This window comes from Paenibacillus gorillae (assembly GCF_000513275.1).
Lineage (GTDB): Bacteria > Bacillota > Bacilli > Paenibacillales > Paenibacillaceae > Pristimantibacillus > Pristimantibacillus gorillae.
Map to the genome: position 1 here is coordinate 21,114 of NZ_CBVJ010000126.1, position 17,317 is coordinate 38,430.

At 51.9% G+C, this 17,317-nt stretch carries 20 protein-coding genes; 8 read left to right on the forward strand and 12 right to left on the reverse strand.

Annotated elements, in window-relative coordinates; translation table 11 throughout:
- Positions 1-99: 99 nt before the first annotated feature.
- Positions 100-555, reverse strand: coding sequence for a 2-thiouracil desulfurase family protein (locus TY10_RS23835; protein ID WP_042169327.1), 456 nt, complete (start codon positions 553-555; stop codon positions 100-102).
- 324 nt (positions 556-879) lie between these two features.
- Here TY10_RS23835 and TY10_RS23840 point away from each other — a divergent pair, with 324 nt between their 5' ends.
- Positions 880-1,254 carry a DoxX family protein gene (locus tag TY10_RS23840; RefSeq protein WP_042169254.1) on the forward strand — a complete coding sequence of 125 codons (375 nt, stop codon included), beginning with the start codon at positions 880-882 and terminating at the stop codon, positions 1,252-1,254.
- Between the two features lie 66 nt (positions 1,255-1,320).
- Here the strand turns inward: TY10_RS23840 and TY10_RS23845 are convergent, their stop codons facing one another.
- A complete protein-coding gene (locus TY10_RS23845; RefSeq protein WP_042169259.1) occupies positions 1,321-1,692 on the reverse strand; it encodes a winged helix-turn-helix transcriptional regulator in 372 nt (123 codons plus the stop codon).
- 157 nt (positions 1,693-1,849) lie between these two features.
- Here TY10_RS23845 and TY10_RS23850 point away from each other — a divergent pair, with 157 nt between their 5' ends.
- A complete protein-coding gene (locus tag TY10_RS23850) occupies positions 1,850-3,100 on the forward strand; it encodes an MFS transporter (RefSeq protein WP_042169262.1) in 1,251 nt (416 codons plus the stop codon).
- Positions 3,057-3,905, forward strand: a complete 849-nt coding sequence (locus tag TY10_RS23855; RefSeq protein WP_042169265.1) for an aldo/keto reductase — start codon at positions 3,057-3,059, stop codon at positions 3,903-3,905. Before TY10_RS23850 ends, TY10_RS23855 begins: the two co-directional genes overlap by 44 nt.
- 129 nt (positions 3,906-4,034) lie before the next feature.
- Here TY10_RS23855 and TY10_RS23860 read toward each other — a convergent pair whose 3' ends face one another.
- The gene (locus TY10_RS23860; protein WP_042169268.1) at positions 4,035-4,925 is read right to left on the reverse strand and encodes a LysR family transcriptional regulator; all 891 of its coding nucleotides are present in this window, start codon (positions 4,923-4,925) and stop codon (positions 4,035-4,037) included.
- 119 nt (positions 4,926-5,044) lie between these two features.
- Here TY10_RS23860 and TY10_RS23865 point away from each other — a divergent pair, with 119 nt between their 5' ends.
- Positions 5,045-5,785, forward strand: coding sequence for an SDR family NAD(P)-dependent oxidoreductase (locus TY10_RS23865; protein ID WP_042169271.1), 741 nt, complete (start codon positions 5,045-5,047; stop codon positions 5,783-5,785).
- A gap of 450 nt (positions 5,786-6,235) precedes the next feature.
- Here TY10_RS23865 and TY10_RS23870 read toward each other — a convergent pair whose 3' ends face one another.
- Complete coding sequence (locus TY10_RS23870) at positions 6,236-6,541, reverse strand: Dabb family protein (protein WP_042169277.1); 306 nt, start codon at positions 6,539-6,541, stop codon at positions 6,236-6,238.
- Between the two features lie 151 nt (positions 6,542-6,692).
- Between TY10_RS23870 and TY10_RS23875 the strand changes: the two genes are divergently transcribed.
- Positions 6,693-7,682, forward strand: a complete 990-nt coding sequence (locus TY10_RS23875) for an N-acetylglucosamine kinase (protein ID WP_042169280.1) — start codon at positions 6,693-6,695, stop codon at positions 7,680-7,682.
- A gap of 16 nt (positions 7,683-7,698) precedes the next feature.
- Here TY10_RS23875 and TY10_RS23880 read toward each other — a convergent pair whose 3' ends face one another.
- On the reverse strand, positions 7,699-8,424 hold the full coding sequence (locus TY10_RS23880) for an MOSC domain-containing protein (RefSeq protein WP_042169282.1): 726 nt from the start codon (positions 8,422-8,424) through the stop codon (positions 7,699-7,701).
- 69 nt (positions 8,425-8,493) lie between these two features.
- The gene (locus TY10_RS23885) at positions 8,494-8,853 is read right to left on the reverse strand and encodes a winged helix-turn-helix transcriptional regulator (RefSeq protein WP_238327952.1); all 360 of its coding nucleotides are present in this window, start codon (positions 8,851-8,853) and stop codon (positions 8,494-8,496) included.
- Positions 8,854-9,030: 177 nt separating this feature from the next.
- Between TY10_RS23885 and TY10_RS23890 the strand changes: the two genes are divergently transcribed.
- From TY10_RS23890 to TY10_RS23900, 3 genes are all read left to right on the forward strand, one after another.
- Complete coding sequence (locus tag TY10_RS23890; protein ID WP_042169285.1) at positions 9,031-9,762, forward strand: SDR family oxidoreductase; 732 nt, start codon at positions 9,031-9,033, stop codon at positions 9,760-9,762.
- Between the two features lie 136 nt (positions 9,763-9,898).
- Positions 9,899-10,210: an antibiotic biosynthesis monooxygenase gene (locus tag TY10_RS23895; protein ID WP_042169288.1), complete on the forward strand. Its 312-nt coding sequence runs from the start codon at positions 9,899-9,901 to the stop codon at positions 10,208-10,210.
- 158 nt (positions 10,211-10,368) lie between these two features.
- Positions 10,369-11,262 carry a DMT family transporter gene (locus TY10_RS23900; RefSeq protein WP_042169291.1) on the forward strand — a complete coding sequence of 298 codons (894 nt, stop codon included), beginning with the start codon at positions 10,369-10,371 and terminating at the stop codon, positions 11,260-11,262.
- Between the two features lie 63 nt (positions 11,263-11,325).
- Here TY10_RS23900 and TY10_RS23905 read toward each other — a convergent pair whose 3' ends face one another.
- From TY10_RS23905 to TY10_RS23930, 6 genes are all read right to left on the reverse strand, one after another.
- The gene (locus TY10_RS23905) at positions 11,326-11,547 is read right to left on the reverse strand and encodes a hypothetical protein (RefSeq protein ID WP_042169294.1); all 222 of its coding nucleotides are present in this window, start codon (positions 11,545-11,547) and stop codon (positions 11,326-11,328) included.
- Between the two features lie 18 nt (positions 11,548-11,565).
- Positions 11,566-11,889: an ArsR/SmtB family transcription factor gene (locus TY10_RS23910; protein WP_042169296.1), complete on the reverse strand. Its 324-nt coding sequence runs from the start codon at positions 11,887-11,889 to the stop codon at positions 11,566-11,568.
- A gap of 77 nt (positions 11,890-11,966) precedes the next feature.
- Positions 11,967-13,292 carry a D-arabinono-1,4-lactone oxidase gene (locus TY10_RS23915; protein WP_238327955.1) on the reverse strand — a complete coding sequence of 442 codons (1,326 nt, stop codon included), beginning with the start codon at positions 13,290-13,292 and terminating at the stop codon, positions 11,967-11,969.
- The gene (locus tag TY10_RS23920; protein ID WP_042169300.1) at positions 13,280-14,467 is read right to left on the reverse strand and encodes an amino acid deaminase/aldolase; all 1,188 of its coding nucleotides are present in this window, start codon (positions 14,465-14,467) and stop codon (positions 13,280-13,282) included. Before TY10_RS23920 ends, TY10_RS23915 begins: the two co-directional genes overlap by 13 nt.
- A gap of 87 nt (positions 14,468-14,554) precedes the next feature.
- Positions 14,555-16,207 (reverse strand): FAD-binding dehydrogenase, encoded by a 1,653-nt coding sequence (locus TY10_RS23925; protein ID WP_042169303.1) that lies wholly within the window; start codon positions 16,205-16,207, stop codon positions 14,555-14,557.
- Positions 16,208-16,372: 165 nt separating this feature from the next.
- On the reverse strand, positions 16,373-17,317 hold a 945-nt coding region (locus TY10_RS23930), incomplete at its 5' end, for a solute carrier family 23 protein (RefSeq protein WP_042169334.1).

Sequence of the window (17,317 nt, forward strand, 5' to 3'; positions counted from 1 at the left end):
CTTATAGCGAAATGAATTTCCTTAACCTGCGTTCGCCTTATGCCCTCTCACCTATACAATACAGAACGAGCTATATGAGCTTGTCCAACTAGCCTAACCTTAGAACCGCTCGCCCAGTTCCAGCTCCGAAATTACCTCAAAGCCTTCGCGACGCAACAATGCTGTCGTAACACCTGTGCCTTCCAAACGGCGGTTTCCGAAGCTGCCGTCATAGATCATTCCACTGCCACAGGAAGGACTATATTCCTTTAGAACAATTGTGGTGGCCGCATACTTTCTCGCTAGCTCCAGTGTCTTCTGCGCACCGTCCAAGTACAACGCTGTAACGTCCCCGCCGGATTTCTCTATTACACTTGCGTTGCCTTCCAGCACGTCTTCGCCTGTGCCGCCAATAATCTCAGCTGGCTCACGCGGTGTGACGAAACCTCCAAGCAGCTCCGGACATACCATTACCGCCTTACCCTCCTGCACAAGCAGTTTAATCTTTTCACTTAAACTATCCGTTCCATTATACCTGCACGCTAATCCTGCCAAACAAGAACTCACAATAATCATGTTGTCTCCACATCCTTCATATATGGAAGCCGCCTGCCGTACGAAGGACATAACGGCGCCTGTCTCTTAATTCTCTAACTCAAATTTTATCACGATTCTAAACCTGTTGGTCGCTTTAATCTCCTGACTCAGCACCTATTACTACCCTTCAACAACCGCCGCCAAAACAAACAAAAAGAAGTTCTTTTCAACTGCTCACTTTTCGTATATAATGTGCCTTAGACAATTGCAGTTAACAATAAGCTGCGATTTTATTTTGAACATATATGTGCTCGCATTAATTGCAGAATAAAGTGAAGCACTAAAAAAAGGAGCGTTTAGCAAATGGAAATTGTAGCAATCGTCTTGCAAAGCTTGCTTGCTTTTGCGTTTTTATTCTCTGGGATTAGTAAAGTGGCAGGGGTCAAAATGCAAGTGGAATCATTCAACCATCTGAGACTGCCTCAATGGTTTCGTGTCATCACGGGGCTTGTGCAGCTGGTTTCAGTCGCTGCCCTGATCATCGGATACTGGGAGCCAAGCTGGACGGCAGCAGGTGCACTCTTGCTTAGCCTAGTAGCAATTGGCGGATTTTTGGCGCATGTGCGTGCCGGAGACCCATTCAAGAATGATGTGCCAATTGTAGTGCTTGGCGTAATTGCCATCGTTCTCTTCTTACTTCGTCTGTCAGAGTTGTCCAGCTTCCCCGGCTTTAACTAATTGACAGACGAATGCGCTATTCGCTCCGGCGAATAGCGCATTTTTATTTCGAGAACAATATAAGAGCTAATCCAGCTTGTTTAAATAACTGTCCTCCAGCACCAGGCTTTTATCTCCATATTCTTTAATAATATGCTGATCTCCCCATGTACAAAGAGCGGTCAGAATGGCGCGAAGACTGTCTCCATACTCGCTCAGCTCGTACTCCACCTTTGGCGGTACTTGGTGGTAAACGATCCGGTTAACGATGCCGTCCTGCTCCAGCTCCCGAAGCTGCTGGGTCAGCATTTTTTGCGTAATGCCTGGCATAATCCGTTTCAAATCATTCGTTCTTCGTTTACCATGCGTGAGATGGCAGAGAATCACACATTTCCACTTGCCCCCAATGACATCCAATGTCGCTTCAACTGAGATGTTGTATTTCTTTTCAACCGCCATTTCTGTAGCCTCCAAGCACTTATAATGAAGGGCACTTTTTAGTGCCTATGTTACTTCCAAGTATCTAGCGTACCGCAAAGTACGTACTGTTCATTTCCCCAACCTTCCTCCATAATAGCATTTACCGGCCGAGAAATACCATACAGGAGGACTGATTATGAACGCTTTAAATTCAAAAAGAAGCACTCTGGCGCTGCTGGCTCTGGCAATCAGTGCCTTCGCAATCGGAACGACAGAGTTCATCAGCGTAGGCTTGCTGCCTCTGCTCTCAGATGACTTGCATATATCGATTCGAACAGCAGGACTCACGGTTACGCTCTATGCGCTAGGCGTTACTGTGGGCGCGCCAATACTCACGTCGTTAACCTCGCGGGTGTCACGAAAAACGCTGCTGCTGGCTATCATGATTGTGTTCATTATCGGCAACGGGCTCGCCGCTTCCGCAAACGGGGTTGCGCTGCTGCTTACGGCACGCATCGTGTCCGCATTCGCCCACGGCGTATTTATGTCGATCGGTTCAACGATTGCCGCCGATCTGGTGCCCGAGAATCGGCGGGCCAGCGCGATTGCCATTATGTTCTCCGGTCTGACAGTTGCGACCGTCACCGGCGTACCTCTCGGCACATGGCTGGGCCAACAGCTAGGCTGGCGGGTTGCTTTTGTGACGATTGCCATCATCGGGGTCATTGCCCTGATCTCCAATGCGCTGCTCGTTCCTTCAACGCTTCGTGCAGGAGTCGTAACACCGGTTCGCGAACAGATAAAGGTGATTACAAACGGACGTCTGCTTCTGGCGTACGCAGTTACAGCACTCGGTTACGGAGGCACCTTCGTTGTCTTCACTTACCTGTCTCCGCTGCTGCATGACGTTAGCGGCTTCGGCGATAAAGCGATTGTCGTTATCCTGCTGGTCTATGGCATCGCCATAGCCATCGGCAATATCATCGGCGGAAAAGCAGCAAACCGCAAGCCGGTTAATGCGCTGTTCTATATGTTTGCTGCACAGGCCGTTGTGCTGCTGGTGCTTTATTTTACCGCGCCGTTCAAATGGGCTGGGCTCGTTACGATCCTGCTCATGGGCTTGCTTGCATTCATGAACGTACCGGGACTGCAGGTGTATGTCGTGATGCTCGCCGAACGTTTCACCCCAAAAGCCGTTGACGTCGCATCTGCCTTCAACATTGCGGCCTTTAATGCCGGTATTGCAATTGGGGCATACTTCGGTGGTATCATTACCGAGAAAGTCGGAATTATCCATACCACATGGGTGGGGGCGCTCATGGTAGCTGCCGCTGTACTCATGACGGGCTGGATGCGCAAGCTGGAATCGCAAGACCAAAACAATAAGAAGGAGGCTGTTTCTCATGACAACAGCACAAAACTTACAAGCCACAACAACATTGCATAACGGAGTTAAAATGCCTTGGTTCGGACTTGGCGTATTTAAAGTGGAAGAAGGTTCATCGACTGTGGAATCCGTCAAATCGGCTATCCGCAACGGTTACCGCAGCATCGATACGGCAGCTATCTACCAGAATGAGACTGGCGTTGGACAAGGCATTAAAGAAGCTTTGGCGGAAAACGGCCTGTCCCGCGAAGAGCTGTTCGTGACTTCTAAAGTATGGAATGACGATCAAGGCTACGAAACAACCCTTGCTGCCTATGAGACAAGCCTGCAAAAACTGGGCCTTGAATATCTGGATCTCTATCTCGTTCACTGGCCAGGCAAAGACAAGTACAAAGAAACTTGGCGCGCTCTGGAAACCCTCTACAAAGAAGGCCGCGTTAAAGCGATTGGCGTCAGCAACTTCCATGTTCATCATCTGGAAGAATTGCTCAAGGATGCTGAAATCAAACCGATGGTCAACCAAGTGGAGATTCACCCGAACCTGTCGCAGCAAGAATTGCGCGACTATTGCGCGGCCAACGGCATTCAGATTGAAGCTTGGTCACCGCTCATGCAAGGCAAATTGCTGGACAATCCCGTACTGACGGAAATCGGAGCGAAGCATGGCAAATCAGTCGCTCAAGTTATTTTGCGCTGGGACTTGCAGCACGGCATCGTAACAATTCCGAAATCGATTAAAGAAAACCGGATCGTTGAAAATGCAGACATCTTCAACTTCGAGCTGAGTGCTGAAGAAGTGGCTCGCATTGACGCGTTGAACGAGAACCGCCGCGTAGGTCCAGACCCTGATACTTTACTTTTCTAAAAGATATATAGGTTGATTGATGCTCTTCCTCAACTAGAGCTGACACCAAAAAGAACCGCTTCTGTCCAGAACAGAGGCGGTTCTTTTTCGCATATGGACTGAGCTCAAGAGACTTCATTAATGTCCTTGCTATGACTCGATGTTGAGATGCTCCTTCAAATAATGATAAACCTTCGCTGTCGAAGGCTTGGTTTGAAAATCAGCTGGCTTGGATAAAATGCCGACGACCATATCGACCAAATCTCCGCTGACAGCCCGCTGCACCGTATGCTTCGGCGGAGGATTCAGCAGAATGCTTGGTACCAAAGCAATTCCCATTCCGCTGGCCACATAATGCGGCAATGCCGTCATACTGCCGATCTCCATCGTATGCAGGCCGAGTTGGGGCCCTATCTGCTGCAGGACGATTTCGAGCTTGCGGCGGTATGGGCAGACTGCCGATGTCAGCAGCAGTCTCGTTTCGTACAGATCAGCCGGATCTACCGTTCCCTTGGCCGTCAAAGGGTGATTGTCAGGCAGCAGAACGACAAACGTTTCCCGGAACAGCGGTTCAAAATAACGCTCCGACATTTCATCGGGAGGGGAGCAAATGGCGAGATCAATCTCTCCTTTATAGAGCTGCTCGCTTAACATAGGGGTGTTCCCGAATACGAGCGAAATACCGATTCCCGGATTAGACATCATGAAGGCTTGTAGAAGCTTCGGCAGCCTATAGCTTGCCGTGGGTTCGGTCACTCCTAAGCGAACATGCCCCGTCTCTCCCTCTTGCAGACCAGACATATTTAGCTGAAGCTGCTCCATATTTTTTAGAATAGCTGCACTTTGCTCATAGAAAAGTCTGCCCGCCTCTGTCAGACGGAACTGTTTTCCCCGCTCCATCAACTGAACGCCAAGATCGGCCTCCAGCTTTTGCATTTGTGTTGTAACCGTCGATTGGGCATAGTTCAGTTCCTCAGCTGCGCGAATGAAATTGCCGTGCTTCACGATCGTTTGGAATGTTTTTAAATGCAGAAGCTCCATCACCGCGCCCCCGTCCTGTAGATTCAATAAGAATGAACCTGATATTCGAATAGTTCAATTATACGGATAGCATTTACAGATATACAATGAGCTTATTAGAAGAAAGGGCGTGATGCGTGATGGATTTGTACGGTAAAACAGCTATCGTAACCGGCGGAGGAACAGGTATTGGAAGAGCCACTAGTCTGCTGCTGGCTAAGCGAGGCGCTGCTGTAGCCGTTAATTACTCCCGCTCGAAGGAAGAGGCTGAGGAAACGGTTCGGCTTATCGAGCAGGAGGGCGGCCGGGCTATTGCCGTCCAGACTAATGTAGCCCGGGAGAATGAAGTGAAGACGATGGTACAGCAGGTAGTTGCGGTGTTCGGATCGGTCGATCTGCTCGTCAACAACGCAAGCATCACGAGACATATTCCGATGAGCGATTTGGATACTGCCACAGATGAAGTATGGGACGAGCTATTCAGTGTCAATGTGAAAGGGATGTTTCATTGTGCCAAGGCCGTCTCCCCCTACATGAAAAAATCAGGACATGGTGCTATCGTCAATGTCGGCAGCATCGCGGGTCAGACCGGATTAGGCTCATCTCTTCCTTACGCTGTCTCCAAAGCGGCCGTTCACGGCTTAACCAAGTCGCTCGCCCGCGCGTTGTCTCCCACGATCCGCGTCAATTGCGTCGTTCCAGGCGCCGTAGCGACCAGATGGTGGTCCGGCAGAGAGGAACAAATGAAGCTTCTCGCGCCTCAGCTTCTGCTTCAGCGCATCTCCACACCAGAGGATATCGCTCAGCTCATCTGCGCAGCCTTGGGGCAGGAAGCAATGACGGGACAAATCATCACCGTCGATAGCGGTCAGACGCTGTAAACGCGGAAAAAGAGAAAAGGAGCTGCCGGTGAGGGCGCTCCTTTTCTCTTTTTCCGCGTGGTTGGATCCCGCGCATTTCAAAGCAAGGGAGGTCGCGAGTTATTGTAACCAATGAAATGGTGCTCGGATGCTCAGCGCTGGAGGTCTAAGACCCTGATAGGGTCTTAGACCTCCATTTAGGCGGCTGCTCTCCCTCGTTAAGACCCTTTCAGGGTCTTAAGCTGTCTGCGGTCACCGGTTTTTGAGCCCTTTCCTGTGCTTTCACGAGGGTTAAGGCCCTCCGAGGGTCTTATACCAACCCTCATGCGGCTATTTCCCGCCGTTAAGACCCTTTCAGGGTCTTAAGCGAGCTCCTGCCTCTGAATAGCACCCGCTCTGGTCATCGCTTGTTTACTCGCACCTTCAGACTTCACTGAGAACAAGGGCCAACCCCTACGCAGCACACTGTGATTAAAGCTCGTTATAATCGATCTCTAAAAACTGCGTAACTTCCTTCTGCCAACGGTTCGCAACGAAATCAACATGAAGCGGATGCACATTATAAGCCTCGTAATCAGCCTCGTTAGCAAAAACCATCGAAAAGCCAAAATCATATGTATTTTTCGGACTCACCTGACGAAGCACACGGAAATCCTTCACTGTCGGAATGGAGCTCAAAATCGCTTTGCCGTCTTCCAGAAAACGCTGCTCTTCCGCCGAGCCATTCTCATACTTCAACGAAAAAATAACAGAGTGAATAATTGAATTTTGCGACATGCTGCACGCTCCTTCGAGGTATGATCTATCGGTCTGTCACTCTTAGAATACCGCTTCCTCTTAGCAACTTCAATTAATAAAAAGCGACTTCCTAATATTACAAATTATAGTATAATTCAAGAACCATCCAATAGCAGGAGGTTCGATTTAAATGAAGGCTAACGAGATCGTAATCGGTATTGACGGCGGCGGCACCCGTACGCGGGCAATAGCCATTGATTCGGCAGGAAATGTGCTTTCCTATGTGGAAAAGGGCTCGGCTTCCCTATACAAGGATTTGCAAGCTAAGCAGCATGTTCATCAAGCTATTCAAGAAGTGATTACCGCAGCCGGTAAAACATTCTGCGACGTTAAAGGAATCGCTGCGGGCATCGCAGGCTATGACTGTCCAGAGGACTTGGAATGGGTCGAGCCACTGACGGCAATCGATGGCTTAGAGGCTCAACGCTGGCATCTAAATGACGCAGCAATCGCTCACTACGGAGCGCTTGAGGCGAATCCCGGCATCGTCATTATTTCGGGAACCGGCTCCATTATTTTTGCTGTAACGGATGAAGGCCGGCAGCTCCGGAATTATGATTTCTATCACTATGCGGCCAGTGCGGCCAGATTCATTGCTTACGATACAACTTATGAAATCTTGGCAGGCAAGGCCGACGAGTCGGATGCTGCTCTTGTCCGATCGCTGCTGCAGCATTGGGAAGTCCATTCCCTTAAGCAGCTCCATGATCTCGGCACAGCCGGCTTCATTACGGACAAAAGAGAGCGGAACCGCAAATTCGGCGACTTTGCACCTCATGTGACGAATGCTGCAAGCCAAGGGAGCCGTACAGCCAGAAGAGTCTGCGATAAAGCCACCGAGCAAATTCAAGTGGGCGTCGAGATACTGGCCGCTGCCTTCGATAACGATCAAGTCGATGTCGCCTTTATCGGCAGCGTCATCAACAGCGATTATATCCATCAAAAGCTGAGTGAACGCTTATCCACTGGCAGCCGCAACAAAAGCTATCACGTTGTAACACCCACATTTTCACCCGTAACAGGCGCTGCCTTATATGCACTTCAGCAGCTTGGCATCCCGTCTTCTCCCGCAATCGTTCACAACCTCCAACAGAGCATTCACGCCCGCTTCAAAGTCTAGAAGCCTACTGCCCAAACTATTCCGCAGCCGACACTAAATAAACATCGTCACCAACTTGAATCCGACCGGCGTTCACTACTGAAGCATACACGCCAAAGCTCAGGCCCAGCTCCTCATTCACCTTTTTCAGCAAGGAGGCATCCCGCTCGAGTGAATCTGGATCAATCGTTATCATGGAGCACCGCTCACAATACTCCTCGGCTTGCAGCCCGGCCGTTCCTATCGTCAGCTTCTTGCCTATCCATTCTCCCTCAGGCAAGCCATGCTCATCTACAATAACGACCAGATTCGCCCGGAACCGGCGATGATCCAGCTCCTTGCCCCACAGCGACTGCAGCTTGCGCAAAGACGCATCCGTAATGATCAGAACGCTCGCAGCATCGACGGACATGAGGTTTGGATTTTCAGGATTAGGCGCTTGATAGCCGCGCATTGCTATTTTACGCTTGGAAAAGGGTTGAAGCTCTTGAGCCAGCTCCTCATTCCAGCCCACACTTCGCCCGTCCGGGGCTGTAATCTGCAGCTCACCTTCCACGAACTTGCTTCTGTAGGCAAGCATAGCGGGAATATCTCTAGCTGTAATAAAGCTGTTCCAGCCCGTCTTCGCCTCATCGTAAAACGCGTATACCCGGTCACCTTCCAGTCCGTAGTTCTCCACCTGACAGCTCGCCAAACCCTCACCCGCAAATGACTTAATGGGATAACGATTGATTTCTCCGATTACGCCGATCTTGTGCATCATCACTTGAACCCTCGCCTCCTTATCTCTTCTTTATTTCCTAATTAAGAGCATGTCCTGCCTCTGCCAAACTCAGTCCTCCGCTTGTCGCTCGCGGTCTATAAAAGTCTGATGCTCCCGTCCCCAGCCGCACATGCTGTCCAGAACGGTTATCAGCGTCCGGCCATGCTCGGAGATCCGATATTCGACCCGCAGCGGCAGCTCCTGAAAGTCTTCCCTAATTATCAAACGATCCTCTTCCAGCTCGCGGAGCTGCTTTGCCAGTGTCCCTTGGGAGACATCCGGAATAAGCCGCTTCAGCTCGCCAAACCGTTTAGTTCCGTCTATTAACAAAATGAACAAGACGAGCGGCTTCCATTTGCCGCCGATTTTCTGCAGCGTCGTTAATACGCCTTGCAGCCTTGGTTCATTCGAGTTTTTCAAAAACCCCAATTTCCAATCACCTCTACAACCAATATAACGGTTCTGCGGCTTCCCTGCACTCCGTTTCCCAGCAGCCAGCCCTCAGCTTTCCCTCCACTGCAGCTGTAGTACGAATAAAGTAAGTACTGTGCAAGTCTCCTTTTATCACTAATAATGAGTGAAACAAAAGGGAGAGGAGTTTTCATCATGTCCAACTTTACACTGAATCACCAACGCATCGTCATCATCGGAGGAAGCTCCGGCATCGGATTTGCAACAGCCCAGCAAGCAGTCGAACAAGGCGCATACGTCATTCTGGCAGGCCGGTCGCAGCAAAAACTTGAAAAAGCGCAGCAGCTGCTCGGAGGAGCCGATCATGCTGAAATCCATACTTTAAATAATCAAAACGAAGAGGAGCTGCAAGCCTTCTTCGCCAAAATCGGCCATTTCGATCACTTGTTCACGCCAGGCGCCTCCTATGTACGGGGCTCCATCGCTTCTCCTGCGGAAGTGGCTCACAGCTGCTTTAACGCCAAATTCTGGCCGCAATACAACGCGGCTAAATATGCAGCTCCTTTTCTAAGCAAAGATGGCTCCATCGTCCTCATGTCCGGCGCTTTCGGCCAGCGGCCGCTTGCAGACGGAGCCTCGTACGCCGCCTGCAACGGCGCGATTGAAAGCCTCGGCAAAGCGCTTGCCGTCGAGCTGGCACCTGTTCGGGTGAACGTTATTTCTCCCGGCACGATTCATACGGCATTCAATTGGGAAGGAGCAGCCCAAGAGGTACGGGATGAATCGTATCGGCAATATGCCAAAATGAATCTCGTCGGCCGCGTCGGCGCTGCCGAAGAAGCGGCGCACACGACGCTCTATTTGATGACCAACGGCTATACGACAGGCAGCACGCTCTTTCCTGATGGCGGCTATATTATGCGCTAACCGCTGGCATGGAAGCCTCCGTTTGAATAGTCCATGGCAGGCAGCCGGAATGTCCATTCCGGTTTCTTAGACGGTATGATACGATTTCGCTGAGTTGGCGTCGTCATACGTCCAAGCAAACCATAGGAGGTTTCGCATGCTAATCCAAACCAGAACGATCACCGTACATCCCGGCAACGCAGATAAAGTCGTCGAGCGTTTCAGCCAGCCCGGCCCGCTTGACGGCCGAGAAGGCCTGATCGACAGAACTATTATGGTCAATAAGTGGAACACGGAACAAGAAGAGATTGTCGTCATCATCCGCTGGGAATCGGAAGATGCATGGAAGAGCTGGGAGAAGAGCCCCGAGCATATTCAAGGACACCGGGACCGGCGCGGAGAGACGCAGCCAGAGTATATCATCGATACCGTCGTTAATATGTACGAAGTGAAACGGCATATTCAATAGCTTGTTTATCATTGTTCACATGAAAGCAGTCAGCGGGCAACCCGCTGGCTTCTTTTTTTGCATAAAAAATTATTATTCCTTCAAGCGAAGCTCAGGTATAGTAAGTAGTATGCCTATTTCTATTTCAACATAGCTTAAGCTTGCTGCTGGAGGTCACCATGCGCATACTATCTTCGAAAACGACACTTGCTATTCTTTTTCTGGTTCTGATTTGGGGCTTGAGCTGGTCCATCTACAAGACGGCGTTAGCCTACACCCCGCCGCTCTTATTCTCTGGCATCCGTTCATTGCTCGGAGGGCTCTTATTGTCGATATTCCTGCTGCCCAAACGGGACAAGCTGAAATTCCGCCAAAACTGGCATCGCTACAGCATATCCGCCCTGTTCAACGCCGTCCTCTTCTATGGCGTTCAATCGATAGGGCTCATTTATTTGCCGGGCGGCTTGTTCTCCGTCCTCGTCTACTTTCAACCTGTCCTGATCGGGCTGCTTGCCTGGATGTGGCTGGGTGAAAAATTGTCATTGCTCAAGATTACCGGACTCATTATCGGCTTCCTTGGCATTTTGGCAGTTAGTGCTGACGGCATTACTGGCGACGTATCCTTGCTCGGGGTCAGTCTCGCTCTGCTTACCGCGCTTAGCTGGGCGCTGGGCGTCATCTATGTGAAGAAGGAAAGCAGACATACCGATTCCATGTGGATGGTTGCCATGCAATTTATTATCGGGGGGATTGCGCTGACCGGCATTGGCAGCGCAACGGAGAGCTGGAGCAGCATCGTATGGAATGGCCCATTTATTCTGGGTCTCATCTACGGCGCCACTTGCGGCATTCCGATCGCATTCGTCATCTACTTCAAGCTTATGAGTACGGGGGATGCTAGTAAGGTTGCCGCATTCACCTTCCTGGTACCGCTCATCGCCGTGTTGACGGGTACTGTGTTCATGCATGAGCCGTTTACTTACTCGCTGCTCGCCGGGCTAGCGCTTATCATCATCAGCATCGGCTGCGTCAATTATTCTGGGAAGAAGCAGCCGCAGATTGCTGAAACGTAGACGATAAAAAAGACCATCCCTGTCCAATGGGATGGTCTTCATTTTTCCAACCGATCATTCGCCTCAATCCACTTCCTTCAGCATCGTCTCGATCCTTAGCAGCCGTCCTTCTAGATCAGCCACTTTTCTTTGAAGCGTTAACGTATTTTCACGTTCAAGCATGAGCTTCTCATTGGCCCTTGCTTCAAAACGCTTTATTGTGCTCGTAATAAAGTAAACAATTAGAACAACCACTGCAATCGGTATAATCAACACAATCAATCCTGTTATGCCTACTCCACTCATCCAAACTCTCCCCTTGTCCTATCTATTTTTCTTCTTAAAAGTTAGCGTGGATGCTAATCCGGCTATTATGTGCTCGTTCAATTCAAAGTCAAATGGATTAAGCATGTAATATTTCGCTGTTTTGCCGGTATCTAAAATTTCCAAGCTGCTTGAAACCAAATTCGCCTCCTCCAGCTTCTGTAAATGAAGATACAGCAAAGGCCTGCTCATACCTAACTCACGCGCCAGCTCGCTTACATATTGCCGTCCTTCCGTTAACACGGCTACAATCTTCAATCGATGGGGGTTCGACAGCGCTTCTAGAACGAGAAGCAGCTCATCGCCATTATTAAAATGTATCATATGTAATAATTATATGACATGTAAAACAAAAAACAAGCCCATTCCTGTCATCGCACAGGCTGGGCTTGTTTTCCGCGTCAAAATAAATGCTCCATCCGGTCGTTCAGCAGGATCCGGTCAGGATCAAGCGCCTCGCGCACCGCGCCAAACGCCTCCCATTTCGGATAAAGCTCCTTAAATTGCGCAGCTTGCAAGCTATGCATTTTCCCCCAATGCGGTCTGCCCCCATAACGGAGGAAAATTCGCTCCATCGCTTCGAAGTAAGCTTCATGCGGCATGCCCCTGTACATATGCACCGCAATATAAGCGGAGTCGCGGCCATTGGCCGGACTAAGCCAAATATCATCGCCTTTGGCGTAACGGCATTCCACCGGAAAATGAACCCGGTACCGCCCCCGCGCAAGCTCCTCGCGCATTTCTTTAATAACCTCGCCAAGCGCCTCCGCAGGCAGGTTGTATTCCATTTCGTTAAAGCGAACCAGCCTTTGCGTAGCAAACATCCGATGGCTGTAATTGACCTTGCGCCCGACCGGAACTTGCGAGGCCGACAAGCGGCTGATCACCGCGCTGGAGGAAGGGAGCTTGCGGCTCAGCTCCGACAGCAGGCCAAACAACTTATTCTCGATCCAGACGTCGCTGAAGTGCTCCCATGCTTTGCGGTTCGTCACTTCCTGCTCCGTAATGTTCATTCGCTTAATCTGACAAGGCTCCGCATAAGGAAACCAGTAAAACTCAAAATGGCGGTTATTCTCGGCAAGCTCGGACAGCTGCGCGAGGCATGACTTCAGCGGCATCCGGCTGCTGACATATTCCAGCTTATAGGCGTTCTGCAGCCTGAGCTTCACCTGCACGATAACGCCGAGGACACCAAGTGAAACCTGCATCGCCTTGAACCATTCGGGGTGGGATTCCGGCGTACATTCAACGACGTCGCCCCTTCCGGTCACGATCGTCAGCCCGATAATCTGTGTAGACAGATTGCCGTATGTCCGCCCGGTTCCATGCGTACCGGTACTAATTGCTCCGGCAATAGACTGAACGTCGATGTCGCCCAAGTTTTCCTGCGCCAGCCCCTGCTCAAACAGCAACTCGCCAAGCAGTCTCAGCTTCGTCCCGGCCCATACCGTCGCGGCAGCCGCGTCGGGATCGATGCTCACTAGTCCCTGCATCCGATCAAGCGACAGCAGAATATCATCGGAGGCAGCAATTGGCGTAAACGAATGTCCCGAGCCGACGACGCGCAGCGTTCGTCCTTCCCGCCGGCAGAGCTGCACCGCCTCCACCACCTCGTCGATTGTGCCCGGCAGCAGCACTTCCCGAGGCGTCGCCTGAACGATGCCCGACCAATTCGTCCACGGCTTGGAGCGGATCACTGCCGTCGATTGCAGTTTCATAGGAAGCATTCCCCCATCCCCCTATAGGTTGCGTATTCACCTACGATTTGCCCCTGCGAAACCGCATGCAGCGTAAGAAAACGCTCGCTCAACTCGCCTGCCTTCGCATGGCGGAAAAAGACCGGATCGCCAATGGCGAGCGGAGTGCCTCCCCCGTACAAGAGCGGCGTCTGCACCTCGCCGACCCCTTCCCTGCCAAACAGCTTCAAGCCCTCCGGCAAATAAGGCTGGGGCAGCTTTTCCGGGCCTGCCGATCCTGATGACGTATAGCCGCCACCCATGCAGGTGACGATATCATGCCGCGGCTTTCTCACGATCTCTATCGCAAATCCAGCAGCCGGCTCGTATTGAAAGTTGGAATAATAGTCGAAGAGAACAGGAGAATAGAAGCCGGAGCCCGCCGTCATTTCCGTTACCCACGGCTCATTGCGAGAGCTGTCCAAGCTGCCCGTGCCTCCGGCATTAACGAAACGAAGAGGAACATTCATCGCAGCAATACGTTCCACCGCATCCCCTCTCCGTCTGGCCGCCTCCGCAATGGACCGCTTCTTCAATGCCCGCACCAGCTTGTTCTTAAGTGTGCTGGCTGGCATTCGATCGCCGACACCGGCCACTTGCGCTTCATAGCCCATTAAACCATCAAGCTTCAGCCAGTCCGATTGAACAATCCGCTCCACGACGGACTTTAGCTGCTCCCAGACCTGGATCGGCGAGCGCCATACCCCAAAACGCAAGCCCGGATATTGCACCGACATATCGATATCGATACAGACCGCGAATACCGTTCCTCTCTCCTTCGCCAATCGTTCCAGTTGCTCCACATGCTCCACAGAGTCCGCCATAAAGGCAACGGTGCGCCCTTCCTTAATCCAGTCTGCCAGCTCAGCGATATGCCGGGGATGCCATTGCGGATAACCCAGCAGCAAATCATCAAAGCCTTGACCCGCTAGAAAAGCTGCCTCGGCAGCCGTGAAGCACATGATGCCCTGATAGACAGGGTCGGCATCCAATAAGCGGCGCATTACGTCTACGCAGCGCAGTGATTTGCTGGCAATTCGGATTTTTTTATCCCCCGCCGCCTGGGCAATTTCCCTTGCATTGTGGTCCAAACGATCCAAATCAACAAAGGCAAAGGGCATCGGCAGTTGTCCGAATGTCTCTTTGTAATACGCGTAACGATCCATTGCTTGGGCTCCTCTCCCTATCCGCTAAACGATACGTTGTCCACCGTTACCTTTACTACCCGTTACCGTTACCGTGATCTACTCCTGCTATTTCAGCGCTGCGGCGACCGCTCTTCCCGCCGTTCTCCCTGAGAACAGACAGCCGCCGAGAAACGTTCCCTCCAACGCCCGGTACCCGTGAACGCCTCCACCGCCAAAGCCGGAAGCCTCACCCGCTGCATAAAGGCCCGCAATTGGCTCTCCCGTCAGACCAAGCACCCGTCCGGACAGATCCGTCTGCAGTCCGCCCAACGTCTTGCGGCTGACGATGTGCAGGCGAACAGCAATGAGCGGGCCGTTGCCCGGCTCCAGCATTTTATGCGGCTTGGCGACCCGTATGAACTTATCGCCGATATAATGACGGGCTCCGCGCAGAGCCGTAATCTGCAAATCCTTCGTGAAGGCGTTGTCCATCTCTCGATCCCGCGCTTCCAGCTGCCGCCGGATTGTCTGGAGGTCCACCAGCCCGCTAGCCGTCAGCTCGTTCATGCCCGTGACGAGCTCCTCCAGCGTATTTGCAACGACAAAGTCCTCGCCTTTATCCATAAAAGCTTGCACGGGAGCTGGCGCGCCCGGCAGCACGCGTGACAGCACCTTGCGGATGCTTTTGCCCGTTAAATCGGGATTTTGCTCAGAGCCGGAGAGCGCAAATTCCTTCTCGATCATTTTCTGCGTCAATATAAACCAAGAATAGTCGTAACCGGTCTTCCTCAACGCCTCCAGTGTGCCCAGTGTATCGAAGCCCGGAAAGTTCGGAGCCGGAAGACGATTTCCCTGCGCATCCAGCCAAATGGAGGAAGGCCCGGGAAGAATGCGAATGCCATGATTAGCCCATATCGGATTCCAGTTCTTCAAGCCCTCGGTATAATGCCACATCCGGTCGCGGTTCACGATCCGTCCGCCCGCTTCCTCCGCAACGGCAAGCATCCTGCCGTCGACATAAGCCGGAACGCCAGAGAGCATGTGCCGGGGCGGATCGCCCAGCCTCTCCGGCCAGTTTTGCCGGACGAGGTCATGGTTGCCGCCGATGCCGCCGCTCGTCACGATGACCGCAGAAGCCTCATATTCAAACTCGCGGGCAATCTCTCGCGAGCTCGCTTCTCCCCGCTCAGCATCGCTAGGAACTAAAATGGAACCGCTTACACCAGTGACAACACCATTGCTCACAACAAGACGATCCACACGATGCCGCATATGCAGCTCAATGAGACCATTCGCTTGATGCGCCCTCACCCGCCGCTCAAACGGAGCGACGATAGCCGGACCCGTTCCCCAGACGATATGAAACCGGGGCACCGAGTTGCCATGACCTTCAGCCAAATAACCGCCGCGCTCCGCCCAGCCAACGACCGGGAAGAAACGTACACCCATTCCATGAAGCCAGGATCGCTTCTCGCCGGCGGCGAAGTCCAGATAAGCCTCGGCCCATTGGCGGCCCCAATGATCTTCGTCAGCACGGTCAAATCCCGCCGAACCCATCCAGTCCTGCCGAGCCAGCTCCTTGGAATCTTTAATGCCCAGCCTTCGCTGCTCCGGAGAATCGACAAGAAACAGTCCGCCGAACGACCACCAAGCCTGCCCCCCGAGCGATGACTCCGGCTCCTGATCCAGCAGCGCTACTCGTTTCCCTGAATCGGCGATTTCAGCCGCCGCTGCGAGACCGGAAAGCCCTGCACCCACTACAATCGCATCATATTTCAAGATCGCCCCTCCTCGCTAATCGCTATTTGCGGGTAGATAATACCTGTATCATAACATAGAATTTTTTGGAATTCTCCATAAAAAATACCGGGTTCTACCCCTCATCTAGGCATAAAAAAAGAGCATTCCAAACTTTGCGTTTGGAACACTCTTTCAGCGTTATCTCTATTCTGAGACAGCTGCCTCAGCTTCTTCATCTTTACGTCCGGAGAGAAGTAAATTCATGGCGATAGCTGTAACGGAACCCGATACGATACCGTTTTGCAGCAGCATTTTCGCGAAGTCAGGTAGCTGGTCGAAAATTTGCGGTACAGCCGCCGAACCAAGGCCAACTGCGACACTGCAGGCAACGATCAGCAGGTTTTTCTCCTTGCGCAGATCAACGCCCGACAAGATCGAGATGCCGGAAGCCGCAACGGAGCCGAACATAACGATCATCGCACCGCCCAGCACTGCACTCGGGATGACAGTCGTAATGGCCGCAAGCTTGGGGAACAAGCCTAAGACGATCATGATGCCGCCCGCAGCGAAAATAACGTCGCGAGTTTTCACGCGGGTCAGCGAGATCAAGCCGACATTTTGCGAAAAGGCCGTATAAGGGAAGGCATTAAATATGCCGCCCAGCATAATCGCAGCGCCTTCGGAGCGAAGGCCGTTGACGATTTGCTTTTGCTCCACCTTCTGATCCGTCGCTTTTCCGACTGCCAGATAGACACCCGTCGATTCCACCATGCTGACGATGTTGACGATGATCATCATAATGATGGCTGTCAGGCTAAACTGAGGCGTTCCGAAATAGAATGGCTCAGCAATGCTGAATTTGGATGCTTCAGCAACCGGCGCGAAGCTGACAATTCCCATCGCGTATCCGATGCCAGTGCCGACCAAAAGTCCGATAAGTACAGAGATGGAACGCATGAAACCTTTAGTCAGCCGATTAACCAGCAGAATAACGAGCAGCGTCACCAGTGCCAGCAGCAAATTGCTCGGCTTGCCAAAGCCTTCGGTTCCTTGACCGCCTGCCACATTATTCATCGCGACAGGAATTAGGGATAAACCGATAATCGTGACGACCGATCCGGTCACAACAGTAGGGAAGAATCGCAGCAG

Excerpts from the sequence above, each read along its gene's own strand:
- TY10_RS23895 (WP_042169288.1), top strand. The coding sequence starts at position 9,899 with ATGCTAATCCAAACCAGAACGATCACCGTACATCCCGGCAACGCAGAT.
- TY10_RS23850 (WP_042169262.1), top strand. The coding sequence starts at position 1,850 with ATGAACGCTTTAAATTCAAAAAGAAGCACTCTGGCGCTGCTGGCTCTG.
- TY10_RS23880 (WP_042169282.1), bottom strand. The coding sequence starts at position 8,424 with ATGATGCACAAGATCGGCGTAATCGGAGAAATCAATCGTTATCCCATT.
- TY10_RS23900 (WP_042169291.1), top strand. The coding sequence starts at position 10,369 with ATGCGCATACTATCTTCGAAAACGACACTTGCTATTCTTTTTCTGGTT.
- TY10_RS23905 (WP_042169294.1), bottom strand. The coding sequence starts at position 11,547 with ATGAGTGGAGTAGGCATAACAGGATTGATTGTGTTGATTATACCGATT.
- TY10_RS23920 (WP_042169300.1), bottom strand. The coding sequence starts at position 14,467 with ATGGATCGTTACGCGTATTACAAAGAGACATTCGGACAACTGCCGATG.
- TY10_RS23875 (WP_042169280.1), top strand. The coding sequence starts at position 6,693 with ATGAAGGCTAACGAGATCGTAATCGGTATTGACGGCGGCGGCACCCGT.
- TY10_RS23865 (WP_042169271.1), top strand. The coding sequence starts at position 5,045 with ATGGATTTGTACGGTAAAACAGCTATCGTAACCGGCGGAGGAACAGGT.
- TY10_RS23835 (WP_042169327.1), bottom strand. The coding sequence starts at position 555 with ATGATTATTGTGAGTTCTTGTTTGGCAGGATTAGCGTGCAGGTATAAT.
- TY10_RS23855 (WP_042169265.1), top strand. The coding sequence starts at position 3,057 with ATGACAACAGCACAAAACTTACAAGCCACAACAACATTGCATAACGGA.
- TY10_RS23890 (WP_042169285.1), top strand. The coding sequence starts at position 9,031 with ATGTCCAACTTTACACTGAATCACCAACGCATCGTCATCATCGGAGGA.
- TY10_RS23840 (WP_042169254.1), top strand. The coding sequence starts at position 880 with ATGGAAATTGTAGCAATCGTCTTGCAAAGCTTGCTTGCTTTTGCGTTT.
- TY10_RS23870 (WP_042169277.1), bottom strand. The coding sequence starts at position 6,541 with ATGTCGCAAAATTCAATTATTCACTCTGTTATTTTTTCGTTGAAGTAT.
- TY10_RS23845 (WP_042169259.1), bottom strand. The coding sequence starts at position 1,692 with ATGGCGGTTGAAAAGAAATACAACATCTCAGTTGAAGCGACATTGGAT.
- TY10_RS23860 (WP_042169268.1), bottom strand. The coding sequence starts at position 4,925 with ATGGAGCTTCTGCATTTAAAAACATTCCAAACGATCGTGAAGCACGGC.
- TY10_RS23915 (WP_238327955.1), bottom strand. The coding sequence starts at position 13,292 with ATGCTTCCTATGAAACTGCAATCGACGGCAGTGATCCGCTCCAAGCCG.
- TY10_RS23910 (WP_042169296.1), bottom strand. The coding sequence starts at position 11,889 with ATGATACATTTTAATAATGGCGATGAGCTGCTTCTCGTTCTAGAAGCG.